This window comes from Streptomyces sp. NPDC048338 (genome assembly GCF_043201055.1).
Taxonomy (GTDB): Bacteria; Actinomycetota; Actinomycetes; order Streptomycetales; family Streptomycetaceae; genus Streptomyces.
In genome coordinates, this window is sequence record NZ_JBICYQ010000009.1 from 128082 (window position 1) to 149538 (window position 21457).

General features: G+C 71.9%; 19 protein-coding genes and 3 pseudogenes. 17 read left to right on the plus strand and 5 right to left on the minus strand.

Annotated features, from left to right (window positions below):
• Positions 1–17: 17 nt before the first annotated feature.
• The 3 genes and pseudogenes from ACGFZF_RS21660 to prcA form a co-directional block, all read left to right on the plus strand.
• A pseudogene (locus ACGFZF_RS21660) lies at positions 18–209 on the plus strand (endonuclease domain-containing protein); the annotation flags it as partial.
• Positions 161–1000 (plus strand): proteasome subunit beta, encoded by an 840-nt coding sequence (prcB, locus tag ACGFZF_RS21665; protein ID WP_393556392.1) that lies wholly within the window; start codon positions 161–163, stop codon positions 998–1000. The pseudogene ACGFZF_RS21660 and the gene prcB, both read left to right, overlap by 49 nt.
• Positions 1001–1070: 70 nt before the next feature.
• Positions 1071–1832, plus strand: coding sequence for a proteasome subunit alpha (prcA, locus tag ACGFZF_RS21670; RefSeq protein ID WP_393556394.1), 762 nt, complete (start codon positions 1071–1073; stop codon positions 1830–1832).
• A 98-nt stretch (positions 1833–1930) separates the two neighbouring features.
• Here the strand turns inward: prcA and ACGFZF_RS21675 are convergent, their stop codons facing one another.
• On the minus strand, positions 1931–2950 hold the full coding sequence (locus tag ACGFZF_RS21675) for a LacI family DNA-binding transcriptional regulator (protein WP_393556396.1): 1020 nt from the start codon (positions 2948–2950) through the stop codon (positions 1931–1933).
• A gap of 136 nt (positions 2951–3086) precedes the next feature.
• Between ACGFZF_RS21675 and ACGFZF_RS21680 the strand changes: the two genes are divergently transcribed.
• The 13 genes and pseudogenes from ACGFZF_RS21680 to ACGFZF_RS21740 form a co-directional block, all read left to right on the plus strand.
• Positions 3087–4409 carry an MFS transporter gene (locus tag ACGFZF_RS21680; RefSeq protein ID WP_393556398.1) on the plus strand — a complete coding sequence of 441 codons (1323 nt, stop codon included), beginning with the start codon at positions 3087–3089 and terminating at the stop codon, positions 4407–4409.
• 9 nt (positions 4410–4418) lie between these two features.
• Complete coding sequence (gene pafA / locus ACGFZF_RS21685; RefSeq protein WP_147977216.1) at positions 4419–5780, plus strand: Pup--protein ligase; 1362 nt, start codon at positions 4419–4421, stop codon at positions 5778–5780.
• 227 nt (positions 5781–6007) lie between these two features.
• Entirely contained in the window at positions 6008–6946 is a 939-nt protein-coding gene (locus ACGFZF_RS21690) for an FKBP-type peptidyl-prolyl cis-trans isomerase (RefSeq protein WP_393556400.1), read from the plus strand.
• Positions 6947–6986: 40 nt separating this feature from the next.
• Positions 6987–7358, plus strand: coding sequence for an FKBP-type peptidyl-prolyl cis-trans isomerase (locus tag ACGFZF_RS21695; protein WP_147977214.1), 372 nt, complete (start codon positions 6987–6989; stop codon positions 7356–7358).
• A 139-nt stretch (positions 7359–7497) separates the two neighbouring features.
• A complete protein-coding gene (locus ACGFZF_RS21700) occupies positions 7498–8454 on the plus strand; it encodes a WYL domain-containing protein (protein ID WP_356779961.1) in 957 nt (318 codons plus the stop codon).
• Between the two features lie 13 nt (positions 8455–8467).
• Entirely contained in the window at positions 8468–9424 is a 957-nt protein-coding gene (locus tag ACGFZF_RS21705; RefSeq protein ID WP_356601018.1) for a WYL domain-containing protein, read from the plus strand.
• Positions 9425–9541: 117 nt separating this feature from the next.
• Positions 9542–9805: a hypothetical protein gene (locus ACGFZF_RS21710; RefSeq protein WP_356601017.1), complete on the plus strand. Its 264-nt coding sequence runs from the start codon at positions 9542–9544 to the stop codon at positions 9803–9805.
• Between the two features lie 35 nt (positions 9806–9840).
• The gene (locus tag ACGFZF_RS21715) at positions 9841–10038 is read left to right on the plus strand and encodes a hypothetical protein (protein ID WP_393556404.1); all 198 of its coding nucleotides are present in this window, start codon (positions 9841–9843) and stop codon (positions 10036–10038) included.
• A gap of 187 nt (positions 10039–10225) precedes the next feature.
• Positions 10226–10510, plus strand: a complete 285-nt coding sequence (gene tatA, locus ACGFZF_RS21720) for a Sec-independent protein translocase subunit TatA (protein WP_393556406.1) — start codon at positions 10226–10228, stop codon at positions 10508–10510.
• A gap of 106 nt (positions 10511–10616) precedes the next feature.
• Entirely contained in the window at positions 10617–11519 is a 903-nt protein-coding gene (gene tatC / locus ACGFZF_RS21725; protein ID WP_393556759.1) for a twin-arginine translocase subunit TatC, read from the plus strand.
• A gap of 41 nt (positions 11520–11560) precedes the next feature.
• Positions 11561–12490 (plus strand): diacylglycerol kinase, encoded by a 930-nt coding sequence (locus tag ACGFZF_RS21730; protein WP_393556408.1) that lies wholly within the window; start codon positions 11561–11563, stop codon positions 12488–12490.
• Positions 12491–12623: 133 nt separating this feature from the next.
• Positions 12624–15452, plus strand: coding sequence for a DEAD/DEAH box helicase (locus tag ACGFZF_RS21735; RefSeq protein ID WP_393556410.1), 2829 nt, complete (start codon positions 12624–12626; stop codon positions 15450–15452).
• Between the two features lie 371 nt (positions 15453–15823).
• Positions 15824–17248 (plus strand): annotated as a pseudogene (locus tag ACGFZF_RS21740) (cytochrome P450); the annotation flags it as partial.
• A 448-nt stretch (positions 17249–17696) separates the two neighbouring features.
• On the opposite strand, the pseudogene ACGFZF_RS21745 reads toward ACGFZF_RS21740, so the two are convergent.
• The 3 genes and pseudogenes from ACGFZF_RS21745 to ACGFZF_RS21755 form a co-directional block, all read right to left on the minus strand.
• Positions 17697–17996: pseudogene (locus tag ACGFZF_RS21745) on the minus strand (ADP-ribosylglycohydrolase family protein); the annotation flags it as partial.
• 140 nt (positions 17997–18136) lie between these two features.
• Complete coding sequence (locus tag ACGFZF_RS21750; RefSeq protein ID WP_393556412.1) at positions 18137–18610, minus strand: ABA4-like family protein; 474 nt, start codon at positions 18608–18610, stop codon at positions 18137–18139.
• Entirely contained in the window at positions 18607–19584 is a 978-nt protein-coding gene (locus ACGFZF_RS21755; protein ID WP_393556761.1) for a hypothetical protein, read from the minus strand. The genes ACGFZF_RS21750 and ACGFZF_RS21755 overlap by 4 nt, the downstream gene beginning before the upstream one ends.
• 127 nt (positions 19585–19711) lie before the next feature.
• On the opposite strand from ACGFZF_RS21755, the gene ACGFZF_RS21760 reads away from it, so the two are divergent.
• Positions 19712–20344: a MerR family transcriptional regulator gene (locus ACGFZF_RS21760; protein WP_393556414.1), complete on the plus strand. Its 633-nt coding sequence runs from the start codon at positions 19712–19714 to the stop codon at positions 20342–20344.
• Positions 20345–20589: 245 nt separating this feature from the next.
• Here the strand turns inward: ACGFZF_RS21760 and ACGFZF_RS21765 are convergent, their stop codons facing one another.
• Positions 20590–21426, minus strand: a complete 837-nt coding sequence (locus tag ACGFZF_RS21765) for a siderophore-interacting protein (protein ID WP_393556416.1) — start codon at positions 21424–21426, stop codon at positions 20590–20592.
• Positions 21427–21457: the final 31 nt, after the last annotated feature.

The window sequence follows — 21457 nt, forward strand, 5'->3', positions numbered from 1 at the left end:
CGACGATCCGCCGTACTGCCTGCGCAGTCCATGTGGATCACCGCCACGAGACGGGTAGGGTCCGTGGCATACCGTGCAGCAACTGCAATACGGGCACCGGCTCGTTGGGAGAGGATCCCGACACGACGCGTCGGGCCGACTCATACCTGGAGGGACACGCGTGGAAGCCAACACTCGTAGCACCGGGCGTCTACCAGCTGCCTTCCTGACGCCGGGGTCGTCCTCGTTCCTGGACTTCCTCTCCGACCACTCGCCGGAGATGCTTCCCGGCAACCGGAAGCTTCCCGAGGGGATCGTCGAGGCGCCGCACGGCACCACGATCGTGGCCGTGACGTTCCCCGGCGGAGTCGTCCTCGCCGGTGACCGCCGGGCGACCATGGGCAACATGATCGCCCAGCGCGACATCGAGAAGGTCTTCCCGGCCGACGAGTACTCGGCCGTGGGCATCGCCGGCACCGCCGGCCTCGCCGTGGAGATGGTGAAGCTGTTCCAGCTGGAGCTGGAGCACTTCGAGAAGGTGGAGGGGGCGACCCTCTCCCTGGAGGGCAAGGCGAACCGGCTCTCCACCATGATCCGCGGCAACCTCGGCATGGCCATGCAGGGCCTCGCGGTGGTCCCGCTCTTCGCCGGCTGGGACGAGGGCAAGGAGAAGGGCCGGATCTTCTCCTACGACGTGACCGGTGGCCGCTCCGAGGAGCACGGCTTCGCCGCCACGGGCTCCGGTTCGATCTTCGCCCGCGGCTCGATGAAGAAGCTGTTCCGCCCCGACCTGACGGAGGAGCAGGCCACCACGCTGGTCGTGCAGGCGCTGTACGACGCGGCCGACGACGACTCGGCGACCGGTGGACCGGACCTCTACCGGCATATCTACCCGATCGTCACCGTCATCACCGACGAGGGCTTCCGCAGGCTCACCGAGGCGGAGTCCTCGGCGCTCGCCCGCTCGGTCACCGATCGGCGACTGGAGCAGCCCGACGGCCCGCGCGCCGCCCTGCTCTGACCCACCGTCGCCCTCTCCCGGACCGCGTCCGGGGCATCCCCAGCGCCCAGAAGAAAGGGACGGACCACCGGTGTCGACTCCGTTCTACGTCTCACCCCAGCAGGCCATGGCCGACCGGGCCGAGTACGCCCGCAAGGGCATCGCCCGGGGCCGCAGTCTCGTCGTCCTCCAGTACACCGACGGCATCGTCTTCGTGGGCGAGAACCCGTCCCGTGCACTGCACAAGTTCAGTGAGATCTACGACCGGATCGGCTTCGCCGCGGCCGGCAAGTACAACGAGTACGAGAACCTCCGCATCGGCGGCGTCCGCTACGCCGACCTGCGGGGCTACACCTACGACCGCGACGACGTGACCGCGCGCGGCCTGGCCAACGTCTACGCCCAGACGCTCGGCACGATCTTCTCCAGCGCCGGCGAGAAGCCCTACGAGGTGGAGCTGGTCGTCGCCGAGGTGGGCGCCGAGCCCGAGGGCGACCAGATCTACCGGCTGCCGCACGACGGGTCGATCGTGGACGAGCACGGCTCGGTCGCGGTCGGCGGCAACGCCGAGCAGATCGGCAGCTTCCTGGACCAGCGGCACCGCGACGGGATGTCCCTGGCGGAGGCGCTGAAGCTCGCCGTCCAGGCGCTCTCGCGCGACACCAACGGCAGCGAGCGGGAGATCCCCGCCGAGCGCCTGGAGGTGGCCGTGCTGGACCGCACGCGTCCGCAGCAGCGCAAGTTCAAGAGGATCATCGGCCGCCAGCTGGTGCGTCTGCTGGAGGCGGACAACGCGGCGATCGCGAAGACGGACGACCCGTCGGACGAGATTCCGGACGAGTCGGCGGAGTAGGTCCTCCGCAGGCGCTCCCGTCGGCCCCGGCCCGCCCCGCGGACCGGGGCCGACGCGTACCCGGACTCCGGTGGGGCGCCGCGGCGCGAGCCCTGACGTCAGACCGCGGGCGGCGGGCCCGAGGAGCCGCGGGGCTTCAGTGTGACGGGCAGATCGCCGGCCTGCGGCGTCTCGCCCGCCAGGACGGCGAGGAGCGCCGCCATGCCCCGCTCCCCGATGGTCTCGGCGGGCAGCCGGATCGTGGTGAGCTCGGGCTCCAGCGCCGTCGCGAGCGCCAGGTCGTCGAAGCCGGTGACCGAGACGTCCTCGGGCACGCGCAGCCCCAGCCGCCGGACCGCCTTGCAGGCGCCGGCCGCCAGGATGTCGTCGTCGCAGATCAGTGCCGTCGGCCGGGGGCCCGGGCCAGTGAGGGCCCGCTCGGCGGCGGCCCGGGCGCCGTCGACGTCCAGCGGGGCGCGGACGGTGCGTACGGACACGTCCCGCAGCGCCTCCGTCAGGGCCGCCGCCCGCACGTCGAAGGTCCAGGACGGCACGGCGGAGGCGAGGTGGACGAAGCTGCGGTGGCCGAGGCCCAGCAGATGCCCGGTGACCTGCCGCATGCCGTCGGCGACGTCGAGGTTCACGTGCGCCGCCGCCGCGGTGTCGGCGGGGTCGCTGTCCAGCATCACCAGCGGCAGGTCCGTCCCCCGGAACGCCTCCAGGGCGTCGGAGGCCATGGACGAGGCGATGACGCCGTCGAGCGCGGCGCGGGCCGAGGCGAAGGGGTCCCGGGCGGGTCCGACGCCGTCGGGGGAGGGGTAGAGCACCACGCCGAAGCCGTGGCGGGCGGCGACCGTGGCGGCGCCGGTGTAGACGCGGGCGAAGAACTCGTTGGTCAGCGCCGGGACCACGAGGAGGGCGGTCCTGGTCCGGCCGAGGCGCAGGTTGCGCGCCGCGAGGTTCGGCCGGTACCCGAGCCCTCGCGCGGCCTCCCGTACCGACTCCGCCGTCCGCTCCGAGACCCGGCCGCGCCATTTGTCGCCCAGCACCAGCGAGACGGTGGCCTGGGAGACCCCAGCGGCCCTGGCGACGTCACGACTGGTCGGCCGCGGTCCGCCGAGCGGTTCCGGGGTCTGCACACATGCCTCCGCGATCTACGGTCCCTGCCTGCTGCCGACCCGTGGGCTGGACCCACGGGATGCCGCCATGGTACGTATGACGCAAGACGTTATACGTAAAACCTCGGGGGTGGGCGCCGGGGGAGAGGAGACGGACATGGCCACCGAGGCCAAGGCGACGGGCGGCTATCGCGACATCCTCGGGGCGCCGCACGCCCTGCGGCTGCTCACCGGGACCCTCGTGGGCCGGCTCCCCAACGGGACCGGCCCCATCGCGATCGTCCTCTTCACCCGCGCCGAGGGCGGCAGCTACAGCCTCGCCGGCGGCCTCACCGCCGCCTACGGCATCGCCACCGCCGTCGGACAGCCCCTCCTGGGCCGGGCCGTCGACCTCAAGGGGCAGCCCCGCGTCCAGCTCCCGGCCGCCCTCGTCTCCGCCCTCGGCATGATCGTCCTGGCCCTGGCCGGCATCGGCCACCTCCCTCTCGCCTACGCGGCCGTGGTCGTCGCCGGACTCCTCACCCCGCCCCTCGAAGGCGGCCTGCGCGCCCTGTGGCCGAGCGTGCTGGGGCGCGAGGACCGGGTCCACCGCGCCTACGCCCTGGACGCCGTCGCCCAGGAGGTCATGTTCACGGTCGGTCCGCTGCTGCTGACCCTCCTCGTCGCCCTCTGGTCACCCGCCGCCGCCCTCGTCGTCATCAACGTCCTCGGCGTCATCGGCGCGCTCTCCGTCGTCGTCTCCGAGCCCTCCCGCGCCTGGCGCTCCGAACCCCGCGAGGCCCACTGGCTCGGCGCCCTGCGCTCGCCCGGACTGCTCGCCCTGCTCGGCTCGTTCTTCTTCGTCGGCCTCGCCCTCGGCTCCATCACCGTCGCCGGCCTCGCGTACGCCGACGACCAGGGCAACGAGGCGGCCTACGGCTGGCTGATGGCCGCGCTCGGCCTCGGCGCCCTCATCGGCGGCGTCGCCTACGGCGCCCGCCACTGGTCCGGCGCCCCCGAGCGGCGGCTGCGCGTCATCGTCGGCCTGCTGGCCCTGTGCTACCTGCCCCTGATGCTCACGCCCGGGGTCGTCCCGATGACCGCGCTCGCCGCGCTCGCCGGCGTCTTCCTCGCCCCCGCCCTCGCGTGCGGCTTCATCGTCGTCGACCGGCACGCGCCGACCGGCACGGTCACCGAGGCCTTCTCCTGGCTCGTCACCACCTTCGGGGTCGGGGCCGCCCTCGGCTCGGCCGTCGCCGGACCCGTCGTCGAACTCTCCGGAACCACCGCGGGCTTCGGTGTCGCGGGCGCCGGAGGTTTCGCGGCGCTCCTGGTCCTCCTGGCCACCGGCCGCGTGCTCGGGACGCCCGGCCGCAGGACACGACACGCCGTGGCCGCCGGCGGCGGGAACCCCGGACACGCCGAAAAGAACACGCACTCATCGGAAAATGATCGAAACGGGGCCGTCGAACCCGGTTTCAGCACAGGGCATCAGGCGTAATGTTCAGTCATGGACCGCCGCATTTTCGGGCTGGAGAACGAGTACGGCGTCACGTGCACGTTCAGGGGACAGCGCCGACTGTCTCCTGACGAAGTGGCGCGCTACCTCTTCCGCCGTGTCGTGTCATGGGGCCGCAGCAGCAATGTCTTCCTGCGGAACGGCGCCCGCCTGTACCTCGACGTGGGTTCGCATCCGGAATACGCAACACCGGAATGCGACAACGTGACCGAACTGGTCACCCACGACAAGGCCGGCGAGCGCATTCTCGAAGGTCTGCTCGTCGACGCCGAACGCCGCCTGCACGAGGAGGGAATCGCCGGCGACGTCTATCTCTTCAAGAACAACACCGATTCGGCGGGAAACTCCTACGGCTGCCACGAGAACTATCTCGTCGCCCGCCACGGAGAGTTCTCCCGGCTCGCGGACATCCTCATTCCCTTCCTCGTCACCCGGCAGCTCATCTGCGGTGCCGGCAAGGTCCTCCAGACCCCACGCGGCGCCGTCTACTGCGTCTCCCAGCGGGCGGAGCACATCTGGGAGGGCGTCAGCTCCGCGACGACCCGCTCCCGGCCCATCATCAACACCCGTGACGAGCCGCACGCGGACGCGGAGCGGTACCGCCGTCTCCACGTCATCGTCGGCGACTCGAACATGTCCGAGACGACCATGCTGCTCAAGGTCGGCGCCACCGACCTGGTGCTGCGCATGATCGAGGCGGGCACCGTGATGCGCGACCTGACGCTGGAGAACCCCATCCGGGCCATCCGCGAGGTCAGTCACGACATCACCGGCCAGCGCAAGGTCCGTCTCGCCAGCGGGCGCGAGGCCTCCGCCCTGGAGGTCCAGCGCGAGTACTACGAGAAGGCCGCCGACTTCGTCGACCGCCGCGGCATCCGCACCGGCACGGTCGCCCAGGTGCTGGAGCTGTGGGGCCGCACGCTCGACGCCATCGAGGCCGAGGACCTCGACCGCATCGGCACCGAGATCGACTGGGTCATGAAGTACAAGCTCATCGAGCGGTACCGGGCGAAGAACAACATGACCATGTCGCACCCGCGGGTCGCGCAGATAGACCTCGCCTACCACGACATCCACCGCCGCCGAGGGCTCTACTACCTCCTGGAGAGGAAGGGGCAGGCGGCCCGGATCTGCAACGACATGAAGATCTTCGAGGGCAAGTCCGTGCCCCCGCAGACCACCAGGGCGCGACTGCGCGGCGACTTCATCCGCCGCGCGCAGGAGCAGCGACGGGACTTCACCGTCGACTGGGTCCACCTCAAGCTCAACGACCAGGCCCAGCGCACCGTGTTGTGCAAGGACCCCTTCCGGTCGGTGGACGACCGGGTGGAGAAGCTGATCGCCGGAATGTAGATCCGGCCTCACGGCACGTCAGGCCCCGCACGTCCCACGTGCGGGGCCTGACTGCGTCGTCGGATGCGGTGCATCGCACGGCGGAGGGTCGTCCTCATACTGGGCGTATTCGGGCGATCCGACCATGCGGCGAGGTGCCGTAGCCGGCGTCGTGCACCCGCCGCGGATCACGGGACAGCCCTTAGAGTGTCGAGCAACTACTGTGCCGTCTGAGATCTGAGGAACACGTGCGCCGACTTGCCGGCCTACTGGTCGTCCCGCTGCTGCTGCTCTCGACAGCGGCCTGCGGCAGCGACGACAAGGGCTCCGATTCCGCCTCGATGAAGAACGGGCTGCCCGCCATCACCGCGGGCGAGAAGTTCGGAGAGAAGCCCACCCTCGCCAAGGGAGAGGGGGATCCGCCCAAGGAGCTCAAGGTCAATGTGATCAGCAAGGGCGACGGCGCGGTCACGAAGAAGGGCGACGCGATCCAGGTGAACTACCTGGGTCAGGCGTGGGACTCCACCACCCCCTTCGACAACAGCTTCGACCGCGGCCAGCCGTTCGACCTGACGCTGGGCGCCGGTCAGGTCATCAAGGGCTGGGACCAGGGCCTGGAAGGCCAGACCGTCGGAAGCCGGGTCGAGCTGGGCATCCCGCCGGACCTCGGCTACGGCGCGCAGGGTCAGGGCGACATCAAGCCCAACGCCACCCTCGTCTTCGTCGTGGACATCCTGAAGGCGACCACGATCCCCAAGTCCGCCACGGGCACCGCGGTCGCCCAGGACGACAAGGACCTGCCGAAGGTCGGTACCAACACCGACGGCAAGGCGCCCTCGCTGACCGTCCCCAAGGTCGACCCGCCGACCAAGCTCGTCTCGAACTACGTCCTGGAGTCCAAGGGCGAGGTCGTCAAGAACACCGACACGGTCGTCGTGAACTACGTCGCGGCGCTGTGGAAGGACGGCAAGGTCTTCGACTCCACCTACGCGCGGGGCAAGACCGAGAACTTCCCGCTCGCCCAGCTGACCCTGAAGGGTCTCAAGGACGGCATCACCGGCAAGAAGGTGGGCAGCCGCATCCTGATCGTCGCCCCGCCGTCCGAGGCGTTCGGGAACGAGGAGAAGCAGGGAATCCCGAAGAACTCCACGCTGGTGTTCGCCGTGGACATCCTGGCGAAGGTGTAAGACTGTCCCGACGCAGTACATCGGTATGAGGAGCAGTGCAGTGAGCATCGAGAAGCCCGAGGTCGACTTCCCGGGCGGCGAGCCGCCGAAGGACCTGGAGATCAAGGACATCTGGGAGGGCGACGGTCCGGAGGCCAAGGCCGGCGCCACCGTCTCCGTCCACTACGTGGGCGTCTCCTTCTCCACCGGCGAGGAGTTCGACTCCTCCTGGAACCGCGGCACTCCGCTGCAGTTCCAGCTCGGTGTGGGCCAGGTCATCCAGGGCTGGGACAAGGGCGTGCAGGGCATGAAGGTCGGCGGCCGCCGCCAGCTGATCATCCCCGCGCACCTCGCGTACGGAGACCGCGGCGCCGGCGGCAAGATCGCCCCGGGCGAGACGCTGATCTTCGTCTGCGACCTGGTCGCCGTCTGATCGGTCGCATCCGACCGTAAACGGTCATGACGAGGGCCCATGCCGTCCGGCATGGGCCCTCGGCTTTTGCCCGGACACCCCGGGGCGGTACGGTCGGACGTCCGAGAAGTCAATCCGGCAGAAGAGGTGCAGGGCGTCGATGGCGATTGCCAAGGCCGAGCGGCTGATGAATCTGGCGCTCTGTCTGCTCGGGACCCGGCGGCCGCTCTCCAAGCGGGAGCTCCGCGGCTCCATCGAGGCGTACATGGAAGCGAGCACCGACGACTCGTTCAACCGGATGTTCGAGCGCGACAAGGACGATCTGCGCGAGCTCGGCCTGGTCATCGCGACGGTCGAGAACCTGGAGGGCGAGACCGGCTACCTCGCCCGGCGCGACTCCAACCGCCTTCCGCCCATCACGCTGGACGCCGAGGAGGCCGCCGCGCTCGGCCTGGCCGCGAAGGTCTGGCAGCAGGCCCGTCTCGCCGGGGCCGCCAGCGGCGCCCTGCAGAAGCTCCGCGCCGCCGGGATGCCCGAGGCCGAGGACTCGTACGAGGCGCAGCACAGTGCGCTGGAGCCGCGCATCCCCGTGCACGAGGCCGCGTTCGAGCCCCTGATGCTGGCCTGCCGCGACCGTCGCCCCGTCGTCTTCGACTACCGCAAGGCCACCGCCGCCCGCCCCGAGACCCGCCAGGTGGAGCCCTGGACGCTCGAGTGCGTGCGCGGCCACTGGTACCTCGCCGGCTGGGACCGCGACCGCGGCGCCGAGCGCGTCTTCCGTCTCTCCCGCATCACCGGCAAGGTCCGCTCCCGGGCCGGCGCCTTCACCGCGCCCGTGCCCGACGTCGTCACCGTCCGGGAGACCGTCGAGCGCTGGTCCGGCGAGATCGCCACCCGCTCGGCCCGGATCCGGCTGCGCGCGGGCTGCGGCTACCCGCTGCGGTCCCGCGCCCGCTCGGTGAGCGAGGGTGCGGACGGCTGGGACGAGCTGGAGATCCCGTACGGACACGGCCTGGACGCCTGGCTCGTCGAGTTCGGTCCGGACGTCGTCGTACTGGAGCCCGCCGACCTGCGGGCCGACGTGATGGACCGGCTGCGCGCCGTGGCCAAGGGCTGAGGGGACGAACGGCATGGCAGCGAACGCGATCGATCAGACGAGGCGGATGCTCTCCCTCGTCACCTACCTCCGCGAGCGGCCCGGCGCCCACGTCGCCGACGTCGCGCGCGCCTTCGGCATCACCGAGGACGAGCTGATCTCCGACCTCGACGTGCTGCCGATGTGCGGCACCAGCTTCCGCGGTGGCGACCTCCTCGACATCGACACCGACGGCGACCGCATCTGGTGGCACAACCCCGACGACGTCGCCGAGCCGCTGCGGCTGGCCGCCGACGAGGCGACCGCGCTGCTGGTCGCCGCCCGGGCCGTCGCCACCCTGCCCGGACTGCGCGAGAGCGACCGGGAGGCGCTGCTGCGCGCGACCGCCAAGCTGGAGACGGCGGCCGGTGAGACCGCCGGCGCCAGCGCCCGGCTCTCGGTCACCTTCGAGTCCGAGGGCGGCGTCTTCGCCGAGGTCGACCGGGCGATCTCGGAGCGACGCCGGCTGTGGGTGCGGTACTACTCGCCCGCCCGCGACGAACTGACCGAGCGTGAGGTCGACCCGATCCGCCTCTTCGCCGTCGGCCACACCTACATGGAGGCGTGGTGCCGGCTCTCCGAGGCGCGCCGCACCTTCCGTCTCGACCGCGTCGCCGAGATCCGGATCCTGGACGAGCAGTCCGCACCGCCGGAGATCGAGCTGCGCGACCTGTCCGAAGGGCTCGTCCAGCCCTCGGCCGAGGATCCCGAGGTCGTCGTGGAGGTCGGGCCCGGCGGTCGCTGGGTCGCCGAGTACTACCCGCACGACCGGGCCGAGGAGCTGGCCGACGGCGGACTGCGCATCACCCTGCGCACGCCCGCCCCGGCCTCGCTGCGCAGGCTCGCGCTGCGGCTCGGCAGCGACGGGCGGATCGTGGCCCCGCAGGAACTCGCCGACAGCGCCCGGCAGGCCGCCGCGGACGCCCTCGCCGCCTACGGGGACGGCGGCTGACGGACCCCCGCCCGCGGGCGGGGAAAGGGGAAGGTGACATTCCCCGTGCGGTGGGCGCTGTTGTCTGTGGAACCGATCGGATCGCGCGAGCGCGCGTGTGCGGGGGAGTCGAAAGGGATGAGGGAATTGTCCGTGATGCACGGAATGACGGCATCGATCGCGCCGGTGTTCTTCAAGGCCGCCTGCCCCGACTGCCGCTCCCGCTTCGAACTCGCCGCGAGCGCCCTGCGCCTCGCCATCGGAGCGAGCCGCCGCACCACGTTCTACTCCTTCACCTGCCCCGAGTGCGGCAGCGCCGTCCGCAAGCCCGCGGGGGAGCGGATCGTCGAACTCCTCACCGGCGGCGGCGTCCGCACCCTGCGCCTGCACCCCACCGTCTGACACGTCGCGGTCCGCGCAGCGTCTAGGCTCGGCACATGTTCTGGCCCATGCTCGCCATCGCTCTCGGATTCCTCGGCATCGCCGTCCTCGGCGTCCTCGGCATCAAGGTCTTCGTCGAGGCCCAGCGGCTCGGCCGCCAGGTCGCGGACACCACGGCCCGCATCAGCCGGGCCGCCGAAGACCTCGAAAGGGCGGCCGGAGACCTGGCGCGCACCGGCGAGTCCCTGCGCTGAAACCGTGCCTCACCCTGCGACGTGGGGCCCCGGCGGGGCCCGCCCGGTCCGCAATCGTGAGTATGCACGGGCATTGCCCTGCGTTTACTCCTGCGGGTTACGATCGCAGACAGCGCGGTGGCCGGACGCATGTCCGACCCGCCGGGCAACGCACTCCATGTCGCCTCGGTGAAGAAGGTAAACAGCTATGGGTAGGCTCGGCCCCACCGAGATCATTCTGATCCTCGTCGTCATCATCCTGCTGTTCGGCGCCAAGAAGCTCCCGGACATGGCCCGTTCCCTCGGCAAGTCGGCCCGCATCCTCAAGAGCGAGGCCAAGGCGATGAAGTCGGACGACCAGCAGACCGCCCCCGCCGACCCGCCGCACCCCGGCGCCGCGGACCAGGCCGCCCCGCGCACCATCCAGGCATCGCCCGGGGACGTGACCAGCGCGCGGCCCGTGACCGAGCCCTCGGACACCACCAAGCGCTGACCCGGTCCGCCGCAGTCCGCCGCACCGAGCGGCGGCCTGCCGCACGAGATGAGGACGTGGGTTGCTCAAGTCTGCCCGCAAGCAGGTGAAGGATCCCGAGGGCCGCATGCCCCTCGTGGAACACCTGCGTGAGCTCCGTAACCGCATGGCGAAGGGCCTCCTGGCCATCGCCGCGGTCACCGTCGTGGCCCTCGTGTACAGCGAGGACCTGATGCAGTTCCTGACGAAGTCGGTGCCCAAGTGCGCCCCCGGCGTGACCAGCGACGGCGGCAACTGCGCGATCGTCTCCTTCAACACGCTGATCGCCCCGTTCAGCACGACGATCCAGGTCAGCCTCGTGACCGGCCTCGTCGTCGCGAGCCCGATCTGGCTCTACCAGCTGTGGGCCTTCATCGCCCCGGGCCTGCACAAGAACGAGAAGAAGTACACGTACGCCTTCGTCGGCGCCGCGGTGCCGCTGTTCACCGCCGGCGCGTACCTCGCGTACCTCATTCTTCCCATCAGCGTGAAGGTGCTCATCAGCCTCACGCCCGGTGGCTCGGCGAACATCCTGTCCCTCGGTGACGTCCTCGACTTCACCCTGCGCATGGTGCTCGTCTTCGGCCTCGCCTTCGAGCTCCCCCTGGTCCTGGTGATGCTCAACCTGACCGGCATCCTGACCGGCCGCCGGATGGCCGGCTGGTGGCGCGGCGTGATCATGGGCGTCTTCGTCTTCGGCGCCGTGATCACCCCCACCACGGACCCCGTCGGCATGCTGGCCCTGGCCGGCCCCATCACCGTGCTGTACTTCGCCGCCGTCGGCTTCTCGCTGCTGAACGACCGGCGCCGCGCCCGTCGCGACCGGGACGCCGAGCTCGACGACGACGAGGCGTCGGTCCTGGACCACACCCCCGAGGCCGTCGGAGCCGTCGAACCCGTCAGCGCCGTCCGGGCCCTGCCCGAGCAGGCCACCGGCGATGGCGACGGAGCCCGCGCACATCGTCAGGGCGGTTACGACGACATCACCTGATCTTGTAGGGTCCCCCCGCAGACTCAGCCCCGGGGGGACCCATGACCAGCGAGATCACCCTGTTCGTCAATCCCACCGCGGGACGCGGCCGGGGCGCGCACGCCGCGCTGCCGGCCGCTCGTGCGTTCCGGGAGGCCGGCTTCTCCGTCCGCACCGTCCAGGGATCCGACGCCCCCGACGCCCTGCGGCGCGCCCGTGAGGCCGTGGCCCGGGGGACCGGCGCCCTCGTCGCCGTCGGCGGCGACGGCATGGTCTCCCTCGCCCTCCAGGCGGTGGCCGGCACGTCCACCCCCCTCGGTGTCGTCGCCGTCGGTACCGGGAACGACTTCGCCCGCGCCGTCGGCCTCCCCCTGCGCGAACCCGGGGCCGCGGCCCGGCTCACCGCCGGACTGCTCGCGGCCGGCGGCCGGCGCATCGACCTCGGCAGGGTCGGTGACCGCTGGTTCGGGACCGTCCTCGCGTCCGGGTTCGACTCCCGCGTCAACGACCGCGGCAACCGCATGCGGCTGCCCGCCGGCCGGTTCAAGTACGACCTCGCCATGATCGCCGAGCTCGCCGCCTTCAAGCCCGTCCCCTACCGGCTCACCCTCGACGACGGCAGCGAGCGGCTGATCGACGCCACCCTCGTCGCCGTGGGCAACGGCACCTCCTACGGCGGGGGCATGCGTATCTGCGCCGACGCCCGCATGGACGACGGCCTCCTCGACGTGACCGTCGTCGGCGACTGCTCCCGCACCACCCTGCTCAAGGTCTTCCCGCGGGTCTACCGGGGCACGCACCTCGACCACCCGGTGGTCTCCGTCCACCGGGCGCGCGCCGTCACCCTGGACGCGCCCGGCGTCACCGGCTACGCCGACGGCGAGCCGCTCGGCCCGCTGCCGCTCACGGCGCACTGCGTGCCCGGCGCGCTCCGGATCCTGGCGCCCGAGCCCGGACCCGAGCCCGGACGCGAGCCCGGACCGCGCTCGTAGCCGTCGCCGCCGACCGTGCCCCGGGCCGTGCCGGGCTGTCCCGCGGCCGGTTCGCGCCGTCCGGCGGTTCTCCCACGGCGGTCATTTAAAGATCGCGTCACTGTCCGAGTCGGCGGGTAGGCTCGACAGCAAGATGACAGAGGACCTCACACCAGCCGAAGCGTACGCAGCCGCCCGGGCACGCAACGCCGAGCAGGCCACGGCGCTGGCCCCCTTCCGCGAGATGTACGAGTTCGGTCTGGACCCGTTCCAGATCGAGGCCTGCCAGGCCCTCGAAGCGGGCAAGGGCGTGCTCGTGGCCGCCCCCACCGGCTCGGGCAAGACCATCGTCGGCGAGTTCGCCGTCCACCTCGCCCTGCGCCAAGGGCGCAAGTGCTTCTACACGACGCCGATCAAGGCGCTGTCGAACCAGAAGTACGCCGACCTCGTGAAGCGGTACGGAGCCGACAAGGTCGGCCTCCTGACCGGCGACAACAGCGTCAACTCCGAGGCGCCCGTCGTCGTCATGACGACCGAGGTCCTGCGCAACATGCTGTACGCGGGCTCGCAGACCCTCAGCGGTCTCGGGTACGTCGTCATGGACGAGGTGCACTACCTCTCGGACCGCTTCCGCGGCGCCGTCTGGGAGGAAGTGATCATCCACCTCCCGGAGTCCGTGACGCTCGTGTCACTCTCCGCCACCGTGTCCAACGCCGAGGAGTTCGGCGACTGGCTCGACACCGTGCGCGGCGACACCGAGGTCATCGTCTCCGAGAGCCGCCCCGTGCCGCTCTGGCAGCACGTCCTCGCCGGGCGCCGGATGTACGACCTCTTCGAGGAGGAGAGCGACCACGGCGGCCGCGCCGCCTCCCGCCGCGAGGTCAACCCCGACCTGATGCGCCTCGCCCGCACCGAGAACACCCGCACGTACAACCCGCGCGAGCGCCGCCGCGGCAAGATGGTCCGCGAGGCCGACCGCGAGCGCGAGCGGCGCCAGCGCTCCCGCATCTGGACGCCGGGCCGGCCCGAGGTCATCGAACGGCTCGACGCCGAGGGCCTCCTGCCCGCCATCACCTTCATCTTCAGCCGGGCCGGCTGCGAGGCCGCCGTCCAGCAGTGCCTGTACGCCGGGCTGCGCCTCAACAACGACGAGGCGCGCCTGCGGGTCCGCGAGATCGTCGAGGCGCGCACCGCCTCGATCCCCGACGAGGACCTGCACGTCCTCGGCTACTACGAGTGGCTCGAAGCGCTGGAGCGCGGCATCGCGGCCCACCACGCCGGCATGCTCCCGACCTTCAAGGAGGTCGTCGAGGAGCTCTTCGTCCGCGGCCTCGTCAAGGCCGTCTTCGCGACCGAGACGCTGGCCCTGGGCATCAACATGCCCGCCCGGTCCGTGGTCCTGGAGAAGCTCGTCAAGTGGAACGGCGAGCAGCACGCCGACATCACCCCCGGCGAGTACACACAGCTCACCGGCCGCGCAGGCCGACGCGGCATCGACGTCGAGGGGCACGCGGTCGTGCTGTGGCAGCGCGGGCTCGACCCAGGCCACCTCGCCGGGCTCGCCGGCACCCGGACCTACCCGCTGCGCTCCAGCTTCAAGCCGTCGTACAACATGGCCGTCAACCTCGTCGACCAGTTCGGCCGGCACCGCTCCCGCGAACTGCTCGAGACGTCCTTCGCGCAGTTCCAGGCGGACCGGTCCGTCGTGGGCATCTCCCGCCAGGTCCAGCGGAACGAGGAGGGCCTCGACGGCTACCGCGAGGGCATGACCTGCCACCTCGGCGACTTCGAGGAGTACGCGCAGCTGCGCCGCGACCTCAAGGACCGCGAGACCGAGCTGGCCAAGCAGGGCGCCGCCCAGCGCCGTGCCCAGGCCGCGGCCTCGCTGGAGCGGCTCAAGCCCGGTGACGTCATCCACGTCCCCACCGGCAAGTTCGCCGGCCTCGCCCTCGTCCTCGACCCGGGCATCCCCGCCGGCCGCACCAACGGCCACCGGGGCTTCGAGCAGCACGACGGGCCGCGCCCGCTCGTGCTCACCGCGGAACGGCAGGTCAAGCGCCTCGCCTCGATCGACTTCCCGGTCCCCGTCGAAGCCCTGGAACGGATGAGGATCCCCAAGTCCTTCAACCCGCGCTCCCCGCAGTCCCGGCGCGACCTCGCGTCCGCCCTGCGTACGAAGGGGGGGCACATCAACCCCGAGCGGCACCGCAGGGACCGCTCGGCCGCCGCGGACGACCGCGAGATCGCGCGGCTGCGCACGGAACTGCGCGCCCACCCCTGCCACGGCTGCGACGAGCGCGAGGACCACGCCCGCTGGGCCGAGCGCTACCACCGGCTGCAGCGGGACACCCGGCAGCTGGAGCGGCGCATCGAGGGCCGTACCAACACCATCGCCCGTACCTTCGACCGCATCGTCGCGCTCCTCACCGAACTCGACTATCTGCGGGCGGACTCCGTCACCGAGAACGGCAAGAGGCTCGCCCGGCTCTACGGCGAACTCGACCTGCTGGCCAGCGAATGCCTGCGCGACGGCGTCTGGGAGGGCCTCACGCCGCCCGAACTGGCCGCCTGCGTGTCGGCGCTGGTCTTCGAGGCGCGGCAGGCCGACGACGCCGTGGCGCCGAAGCTGCCGACCGGCAACGCGAAGGCCGCGCTCGGCGAGATGGTGCGGATCTGGGGCCGGCTCGACGCCCTGGAGGAGGAGTTCAAGATCAACCAGGCGGAGGGGGTCGGCCAGCGCGAGCCCGACCTGGGCTTCGCCTGGGCCGCCTACCAGTGGGCCTCGGACAAGAGCCTCGACGAGGTGCTGCGCGAGGCCGAGATGCCGGCCGGCGACTTCGTCCGCTGGTGCAAGCAGGTCATCGACGTCCTCGGTCAGATCGCCGCTGCCGCGCCCAAGGAGAACAGCACGGTCGCGAAGAACGCCCGCAAGGCCGTCGACTCGCTGCTCAGGGGGGTCGTCGCCTACAGCTCGGTGGGCTGACGGCCGGACGCCGACTGTCGGCGCACCGAAGTCGCCCGAAGGGTCCGTGGCCGTCGCCACGGGCCCTTCGGGTTTCCCTGGGCTCTTCGGGTTCCTGAGTCCTTCGGGTTTCCCTGGGCCCTTCGGGTTCCTGAGCCCTGAGGATTCTCCGGCGCCGCGGGCCCGACGGGGTCTTCCGTCGCCGAGTCCGGCGTGCTCGCCTCCCCCGGCCATGGCGCCCCCGTTCGGGGCGGTGTCCGCGGCCGGGCGCCCACTCCCCTTCGGTGGGGGCGCGTTGTCCACAGCCCGTTGTCCACAGGGGTGGCGGAGTGGCACACCCTTCCGATTCCATGGAGTCGTCCACGGTTCAACACCGTTGAGAGGGAGAGAACTTGACCACGCAAGCCGGTCCGCGGGCCGCCGCCGAGGCGGCCGACGGACAGAAGATCGTGCCGGGGCCCCGGGGAGTGCCCCTGCTCGGGAACATGCCGGAGTTCGGCAAGGACCCGCTCGCCTTCTTCGAGCGGCTGCGTGAGCGTGGCGACTTCGTCAGCTGGCAGTTCGGACCGAGTCCCGCCCTCTTCATCGCCCATCCCGACACCATCGGCGAACTTCTCACCGAGATCGAGCGGACCTTCGACCAGCCCGACCTCGGCATCGCCTTCCGCACCCTCCTGGGCAACGGCGTGGTCGTCGCCAAGGGCGCCGACTGGCGCCGCAAGCGCTCGCTCGTCCAGCCGTCCGTCCGCCCCAAGCAGGTCCGTTCCTACGCCGCCACCATGGCCGAGTGCGCGGTCGCCCTCGCCGACCGCTGGAGGGACGGACAGCGCGTCGACGTCAAGAAGGAGATGGCGGCGCTCACCCAGCTCATCGCCGTCCGCACCATCTTCGGCGTCGACACGGCGGCCGACGCCGAGGTCATCGGACGGGCCATGGACGTCGCCCAGAAGGAGATCGGTGCCGAGTTCAGCGGCATCGGGGCCATCCTGCCCGACTGGGTGCCCACGCCAGGCCGCGCCCGCATCAAGAAGGCCGCCGCCGTCATCGACGCCGAGGTCGGACGGGTCGTCGCGCGTCACCGCGACGGCGACACCGAGCGGCCCGACCTGCTCAGCCGCCTGCTCGCGGCGCAGGACGAGACCGGTGCCCACCTCTCCGACGAGGAGATCCGCGACGAGACCGTCACCCTCTACATCGGCGGACACGAGACCACCAGCTCGACCCTCGTGTGGGCCTGGCACCTGCTCTCGCAGAACCCGAGGGTGCGGGCCGCACTCGCCGAGGAGCTGGACCGCGTGCTCGGCGACCGCGAGCCCGGTTTCGAGGACTACGCACAACTGGCGTACACCCAGGCGGTGGTGAAGGAGACCCTCCGGCTCTACCCGACCATCTGGCTCCTGACAGGCATCGCCAAGGAGGGTGCGGTCCTCGGCGGCCGGCCCGTTCCGCCCGGCACGCGGGTCTGGAGCAGCCAGTGGGCGACCCACCGGGACGCGCGCTGGTTCGGCGATCCCGAGGAGTTCCGCCCGGAGCGCTGGGGCACCGCGGTGCCCGGCACCTCGGGGGAGGGCGGCGCGGCCGACGGGGAGAGCGCCGAGGGCAAGGGCGCCGAGGAGATACCCGAGTACGCCTGGTTCCCGTTCGGCGGCGGCCCGCGGGTCTGCCTCGGAACGCGGTTCGCCATGGTCGAGGCCGTGTTGGTGCTCGCGGTCCTCGCCCGCCGCTTCCACCTCGACCTCGACCCCGGCGAGATACGCCCGGTGCCCAGCCTCACGCTCCAGCCGGACCGCGACGTCCTCGCCACCGTCCGGGCGAGGCCCGGCCGGCCGATGGGGGAGGACGCGGATCCGGGCGCGGACGGGTCCGGCCAGGCGGCGACGGCAGGGGCTGCCGGGGCGGCCGGCGAGACTCTGGCGGCTGGCGGGAGTGCGACGGTCGGTGGGACCGTGAAGGCGGGCGAGACCGGATCGGTCGGTGGGACCGCGAAGTCGGGCGAGACCGCGGCGGCCGGTGAGACCACGGCCGGTGAGGTTCCGGGCGCTGGAGGGGCGTCGGCGGCCGGCTAGATCCGGGGTTCCAGTCCTCGGGGGGTGTGGGGCGCCGGTGTTCCGGGTCGGCCGGGTCCGGGGGCCTCCGTCCTCGTGGGGGCACGTGGGCCGGTGGATGCCGTGCGGCCGGGGGCTGCCTGCGGCCTCCGGTGACCTGCGGAACCTCGGTCCCGGCTCCTCCGCCCGGGAGGCTCTTCGGCCCAGGCGGCTGCTCGGCTCAGGCGATCAGGGCGGTGGCCAGCGTCCGCAGGTCGTCGGAGCGGAGGGTGCGGGGGCCGTGGCCCGGGAGCGGGACGTGGAGGGGGTCGGTCCACCGGGCGGGGATCGCGCCGGCTCCGTGGACGGCGCCCGCGAGGAGGCCGGTGACCGCGGCCACCGTGTCCGTGTCACCGCCCAGATCGATGGCGACGGCCAGGGCCTCCTCGAACGACGCGGTGGTACGCAGCGCCCAGACCGCCGAGCCGAGGCAGGGCCACACCGCGCCGTTGAACTCGGTGGCGTCGTCCGGGTGCCAGCCGCCGCCCCCGCACATCTCGCCCCTGCCGTCGGGGAAGCGTTCCCGGAAGACGCCGAGCAGCCCGAACTCGAAGGGCGCGCCCAGCGCGTCTCCCACGGCGGAGCCGAGCACCGCCCCGACGGCACGGTCGATCGTTCGCATCAGGCCAGCGTAGACGGCCCGGCGACGAGGCTCCCGCTCTGCCCGGGACGAGGTGCCACGGGCTTCCGGAGCGCGCGCAGGACCAGGAAGACGAGCAGCCCGAAGGGGGAGAGGAGGATCGTGAACACCAGCAACGGCCCCATCACGAAAGGGGAGATGCCCCGCCTGCGGCCTTCGAGGTACATCCACTGACCGAGCAGCAGGTCCCAGGCGAGGATCTGTGCCCAGACCGCCCCCGCTCCGCCCGCGAGCGCCACGAGGTCCCGGAAGGTGTCGATGTCCGGGCTGCTCACCGCCGCCCACAGCTCGGGAAAGACCGGGATCGCCATCACCAGATAGACCGTCAGCACCGGCAGCACGGTGAGCGGCGAGGCCGCGAGCCGTTCCGTGCCCCGCCAGCCGGGCGCCAGGATCATCAGCAGCCAGAAGGGAGCGACCAGGTAGAAGGAGAACTCGAAGAGAAAGCCGGTCATGCCGCGAACTCCTTACGGGAGGTTCCGGAGTCGCCGGTCGTTCCGGCGCCGGGTCCGACGTGTGACGGGGTGCGCAGGGCGGCCCAGGTGGTCGCGGCGGTCAGCGCGACGATCGCGCCGGCGGCGGCCAGGGTCGTGCCGTCGGGATGGACCAGGGGCTGGCCGCGCAGTGCCTGCCAGGTCAGGAGTCCGAAGGTCGCCGTGTACGCCCCGGAGACGACGAGAGTCAGCCTCAGCCGGACCCGGCCGTCGCGCAGCCGGGCGAACCGCGGGGCGAGCGTGACCAGGGCGAGCAGCACGAGCGGGATCACCTGCAGGGCGTGCATGCCGAAGAAGTGGGCGATCCGCAGGTCGCCGCCGGTCGTGGACCAGCCCGTCACCGCCATCGAGGGGCCCCCGTCCGGCACACCGACACTGTGGGCCCCGGTGATCGCCGCGTCGTCGCCCGCGGCGAGCTGCTCCCGGGTGGGCACGACCATCACGAAGCCCACGGCCGCGCCGGCGAGCGCGATCAGGGAGCCGAGGCGTACCGCCCAGGTGGTCGCGCGGTCCAGGATGCGGGCGCGTAACAGCAGGACCGCGATGACGAGTGCGGCGAGCCAGAGGACCACGACGGTGGCGCCCATGACCTGGAACAACGCCGCGTCGAGCGGGGTCTGGTTGTTGAAGTGGCTCTGCCGCCCCCGCACGACCTGGACCGTGATGATCACCATCTCGACGGCACTGGCCGCGGTGAGCACGGTGCCCGCCCACCAGCCGATCCGGCGGCCGCGCGGCAGCAGGCTGAGCATCCACGCGAGCGTCATCGCATAGGCGACGAAGGAGACGGAGAACTTGAACGGCTTGGACCAGATCGGCACGCCGACGAGCATGCGGTCGTCGACGATCAGGCCGCCGACGCTGACGACGGCGAGCAGGGCCATGGAGCCGGAGAACCACACCAGCGGCCGATGGAGCTCGCGGATACGCGGCATCGATGAGGACATGTGCAAACCCCCGTGACTATAGATAGTGGCACTCACCGCTATCTGATAGCTCCACTATCTATGATGGGGGTGCCGGCCGGCAAGGCCGGAGCAAGACCAGGAAGGTGAACGGACAGTGCGCGTCGGAGAGTTGAGTCGCAGGGCCGGAGTGTCGGTGCCGACGATCAAGTACTACGTACGGGAAGGACTGCTGCCGGCCGGGCAGTTGACGAGCCCGAACCAGGCCTCGTACGACGAGGCGCACGTGAGGCGCCTCCGCCTGATCCGGGCGCTCATGGACGTGGGCGGGCTGTCGGTGGCGGGCGTCCGTGAGGTGATCGAGGCGATCGAGGACACCGAGCGGCCGGTGCACCAGGTGCTGGGCGCGGCGGCCGATCGCGTGGTGCCGAGCCACGACGAGGAGCCGGTGGCGGGAGTCGCCGCCGCGCGAACGGCCGTGGCCGAGCTGATCGAACGGCGCGGCTGGCGGTCCCACCCGGAGAGCCCGGCGGCCGAGTCGCTGGCGGTGGCCCTGGCGACCATGGAGGACGTGGGGCACGGGGCGTTCGCGGAGGTGCTCGACGCGTACGCGGACGCCGCGGAGCAGGTCGCCCGGGCGGATCTGGACTACGTGGCCCGCAACATGGCGCGGGAGGAGCTCGTGGAGAGAGTCGTGGTGGGGACGGTGCTGGGCGACGCGCTGTTCGCGTCGCTGCGCAGGCTCGCACACGTCGACGCCTCGGACCGGGTCTTCGGCACGGACGTCTGACGGTCGCCGAGGGATTCGCGCCTCCGGCGGGCGGGGGCCGTGCGGTGCGCCGGGGCCGGCCACCGCCCGCCGCACGGCCGGGCATCGGACGGGGAGCCGTCACCCGGTTTCGGGCCCGGATGGCCGCCGGCCGCGCCGGGCCCCGGCGCGGGTGGCCGAGGGCGCGCCGGGGGAGGTGTCGCCGATGCGGGCGCACCGGACCCGCCGCACGGCCCCACGCCCGCCCCGGCGTGCGGCGGGTCCGCTCAGGACTCCTGTTCGCGCTCCACCTGGTCGTTCCACTCGCGCTTGATCGCGCGCCAGGCCTCGTCGGTCTTGCCCGCGCGCCAGTAACCCGAGATGGACAGCCGGTCCCTCGCCACCTCGCGCTCCAGGCGCAGATGCTTGCGGAGGTCCTTCACGAAGCCCGCCTCGCCGTGCACGAAGGCATGGACCTCACCCGACGGGAACTCCAGGCTTCGGACCGCTTCCAGCAGGGCCTCGCCGGCGGGGCGCGCCCCCCGGTGGAGCCAGGTCACCTCGACCCCCGCCACCGTCGCGAACTTCTGCTCCTCGCCGGCGTCGGCGATCTCCACGAACGCGTGGACCACGGACCCCTCGGGCAGGCGCTCCAGCGCGACCGCGATGGCCGGCAGGGCGCTCTCGTCGCCGACGAGCAGGTGCCAGTCCGCGGCCGGGTCCGGCGCGTAGCCGCCGCCCGGGCCGAGGAAGCGCATGACGTCGCCGGCCCGCGCCCCCGCCGCCCACGGCCCCGCCAGGCCCTCGTCGCCGTGGACCACGAAGTCGACGGTCAGCTCGCGTTGGACCGGGTCCCAGTCGCGCACCGTGTAGGTCCGCGTCGTCGGCCACTGCTCGCGCGGGAACTCCTCGCGGATCCGCTCCATCGAGAACGGCTCCGGGTAGCTCACCCCTTCCGGCGCGAAGAGCAGCTTCACGTAGTGGTCCGTGTGCTCGCCCACGGTGAAGGCGTCGAGCCCGTCCCCGCCCAGCACCACACGCACCATGTGCGGGGTGATCCGCTCCGTGCGCACCACCCGCGCCTCGTGGGCCTTCGGTGCCTTGCGCGCCGGCTGCTCTGCCACGACGGTCTCCCCTGACTTCGAGAACTTAGGT

Coding starts and splice junctions, on each gene's coding strand:
- tatA (WP_393556406.1), top strand. CDS start 10,226: ATGGGTAGGCTCGGCCCCACCGAGATCATTCTGATCCTCGTCGTCATC.
- ACGFZF_RS21735 (WP_393556410.1), top strand. CDS start 12,624: ATGACAGAGGACCTCACACCAGCCGAAGCGTACGCAGCCGCCCGGGCA.
- ACGFZF_RS21755 (WP_393556761.1), bottom strand. CDS start 19,584: ATGCCGCGTATCCGCGAGCTCCATCGGCCGCTGGTGTGGTTCTCCGGC.
- ACGFZF_RS21700 (WP_356779961.1), top strand. CDS start 7,498: ATGGCGATTGCCAAGGCCGAGCGGCTGATGAATCTGGCGCTCTGTCTG.
- pafA (WP_147977216.1), top strand. CDS start 4,419: ATGGACCGCCGCATTTTCGGGCTGGAGAACGAGTACGGCGTCACGTGC.
- tatC (WP_393556759.1), top strand. CDS start 10,617: ATGCCCCTCGTGGAACACCTGCGTGAGCTCCGTAACCGCATGGCGAAG.
- ACGFZF_RS21730 (WP_393556408.1), top strand. CDS start 11,561: ATGACCAGCGAGATCACCCTGTTCGTCAATCCCACCGCGGGACGCGGC.
- ACGFZF_RS21750 (WP_393556412.1), bottom strand. CDS start 18,610: ATGACCGGCTTTCTCTTCGAGTTCTCCTTCTACCTGGTCGCTCCCTTC.
- ACGFZF_RS21710 (WP_356601017.1), top strand. CDS start 9,542: ATGAGGGAATTGTCCGTGATGCACGGAATGACGGCATCGATCGCGCCG.
- ACGFZF_RS21705 (WP_356601018.1), top strand. CDS start 8,468: ATGGCAGCGAACGCGATCGATCAGACGAGGCGGATGCTCTCCCTCGTC.
- ACGFZF_RS21715 (WP_393556404.1), top strand. CDS start 9,841: ATGTTCTGGCCCATGCTCGCCATCGCTCTCGGATTCCTCGGCATCGCC.
- ACGFZF_RS21680 (WP_393556398.1), top strand. CDS start 3,087: ATGGCCACCGAGGCCAAGGCGACGGGCGGCTATCGCGACATCCTCGGG.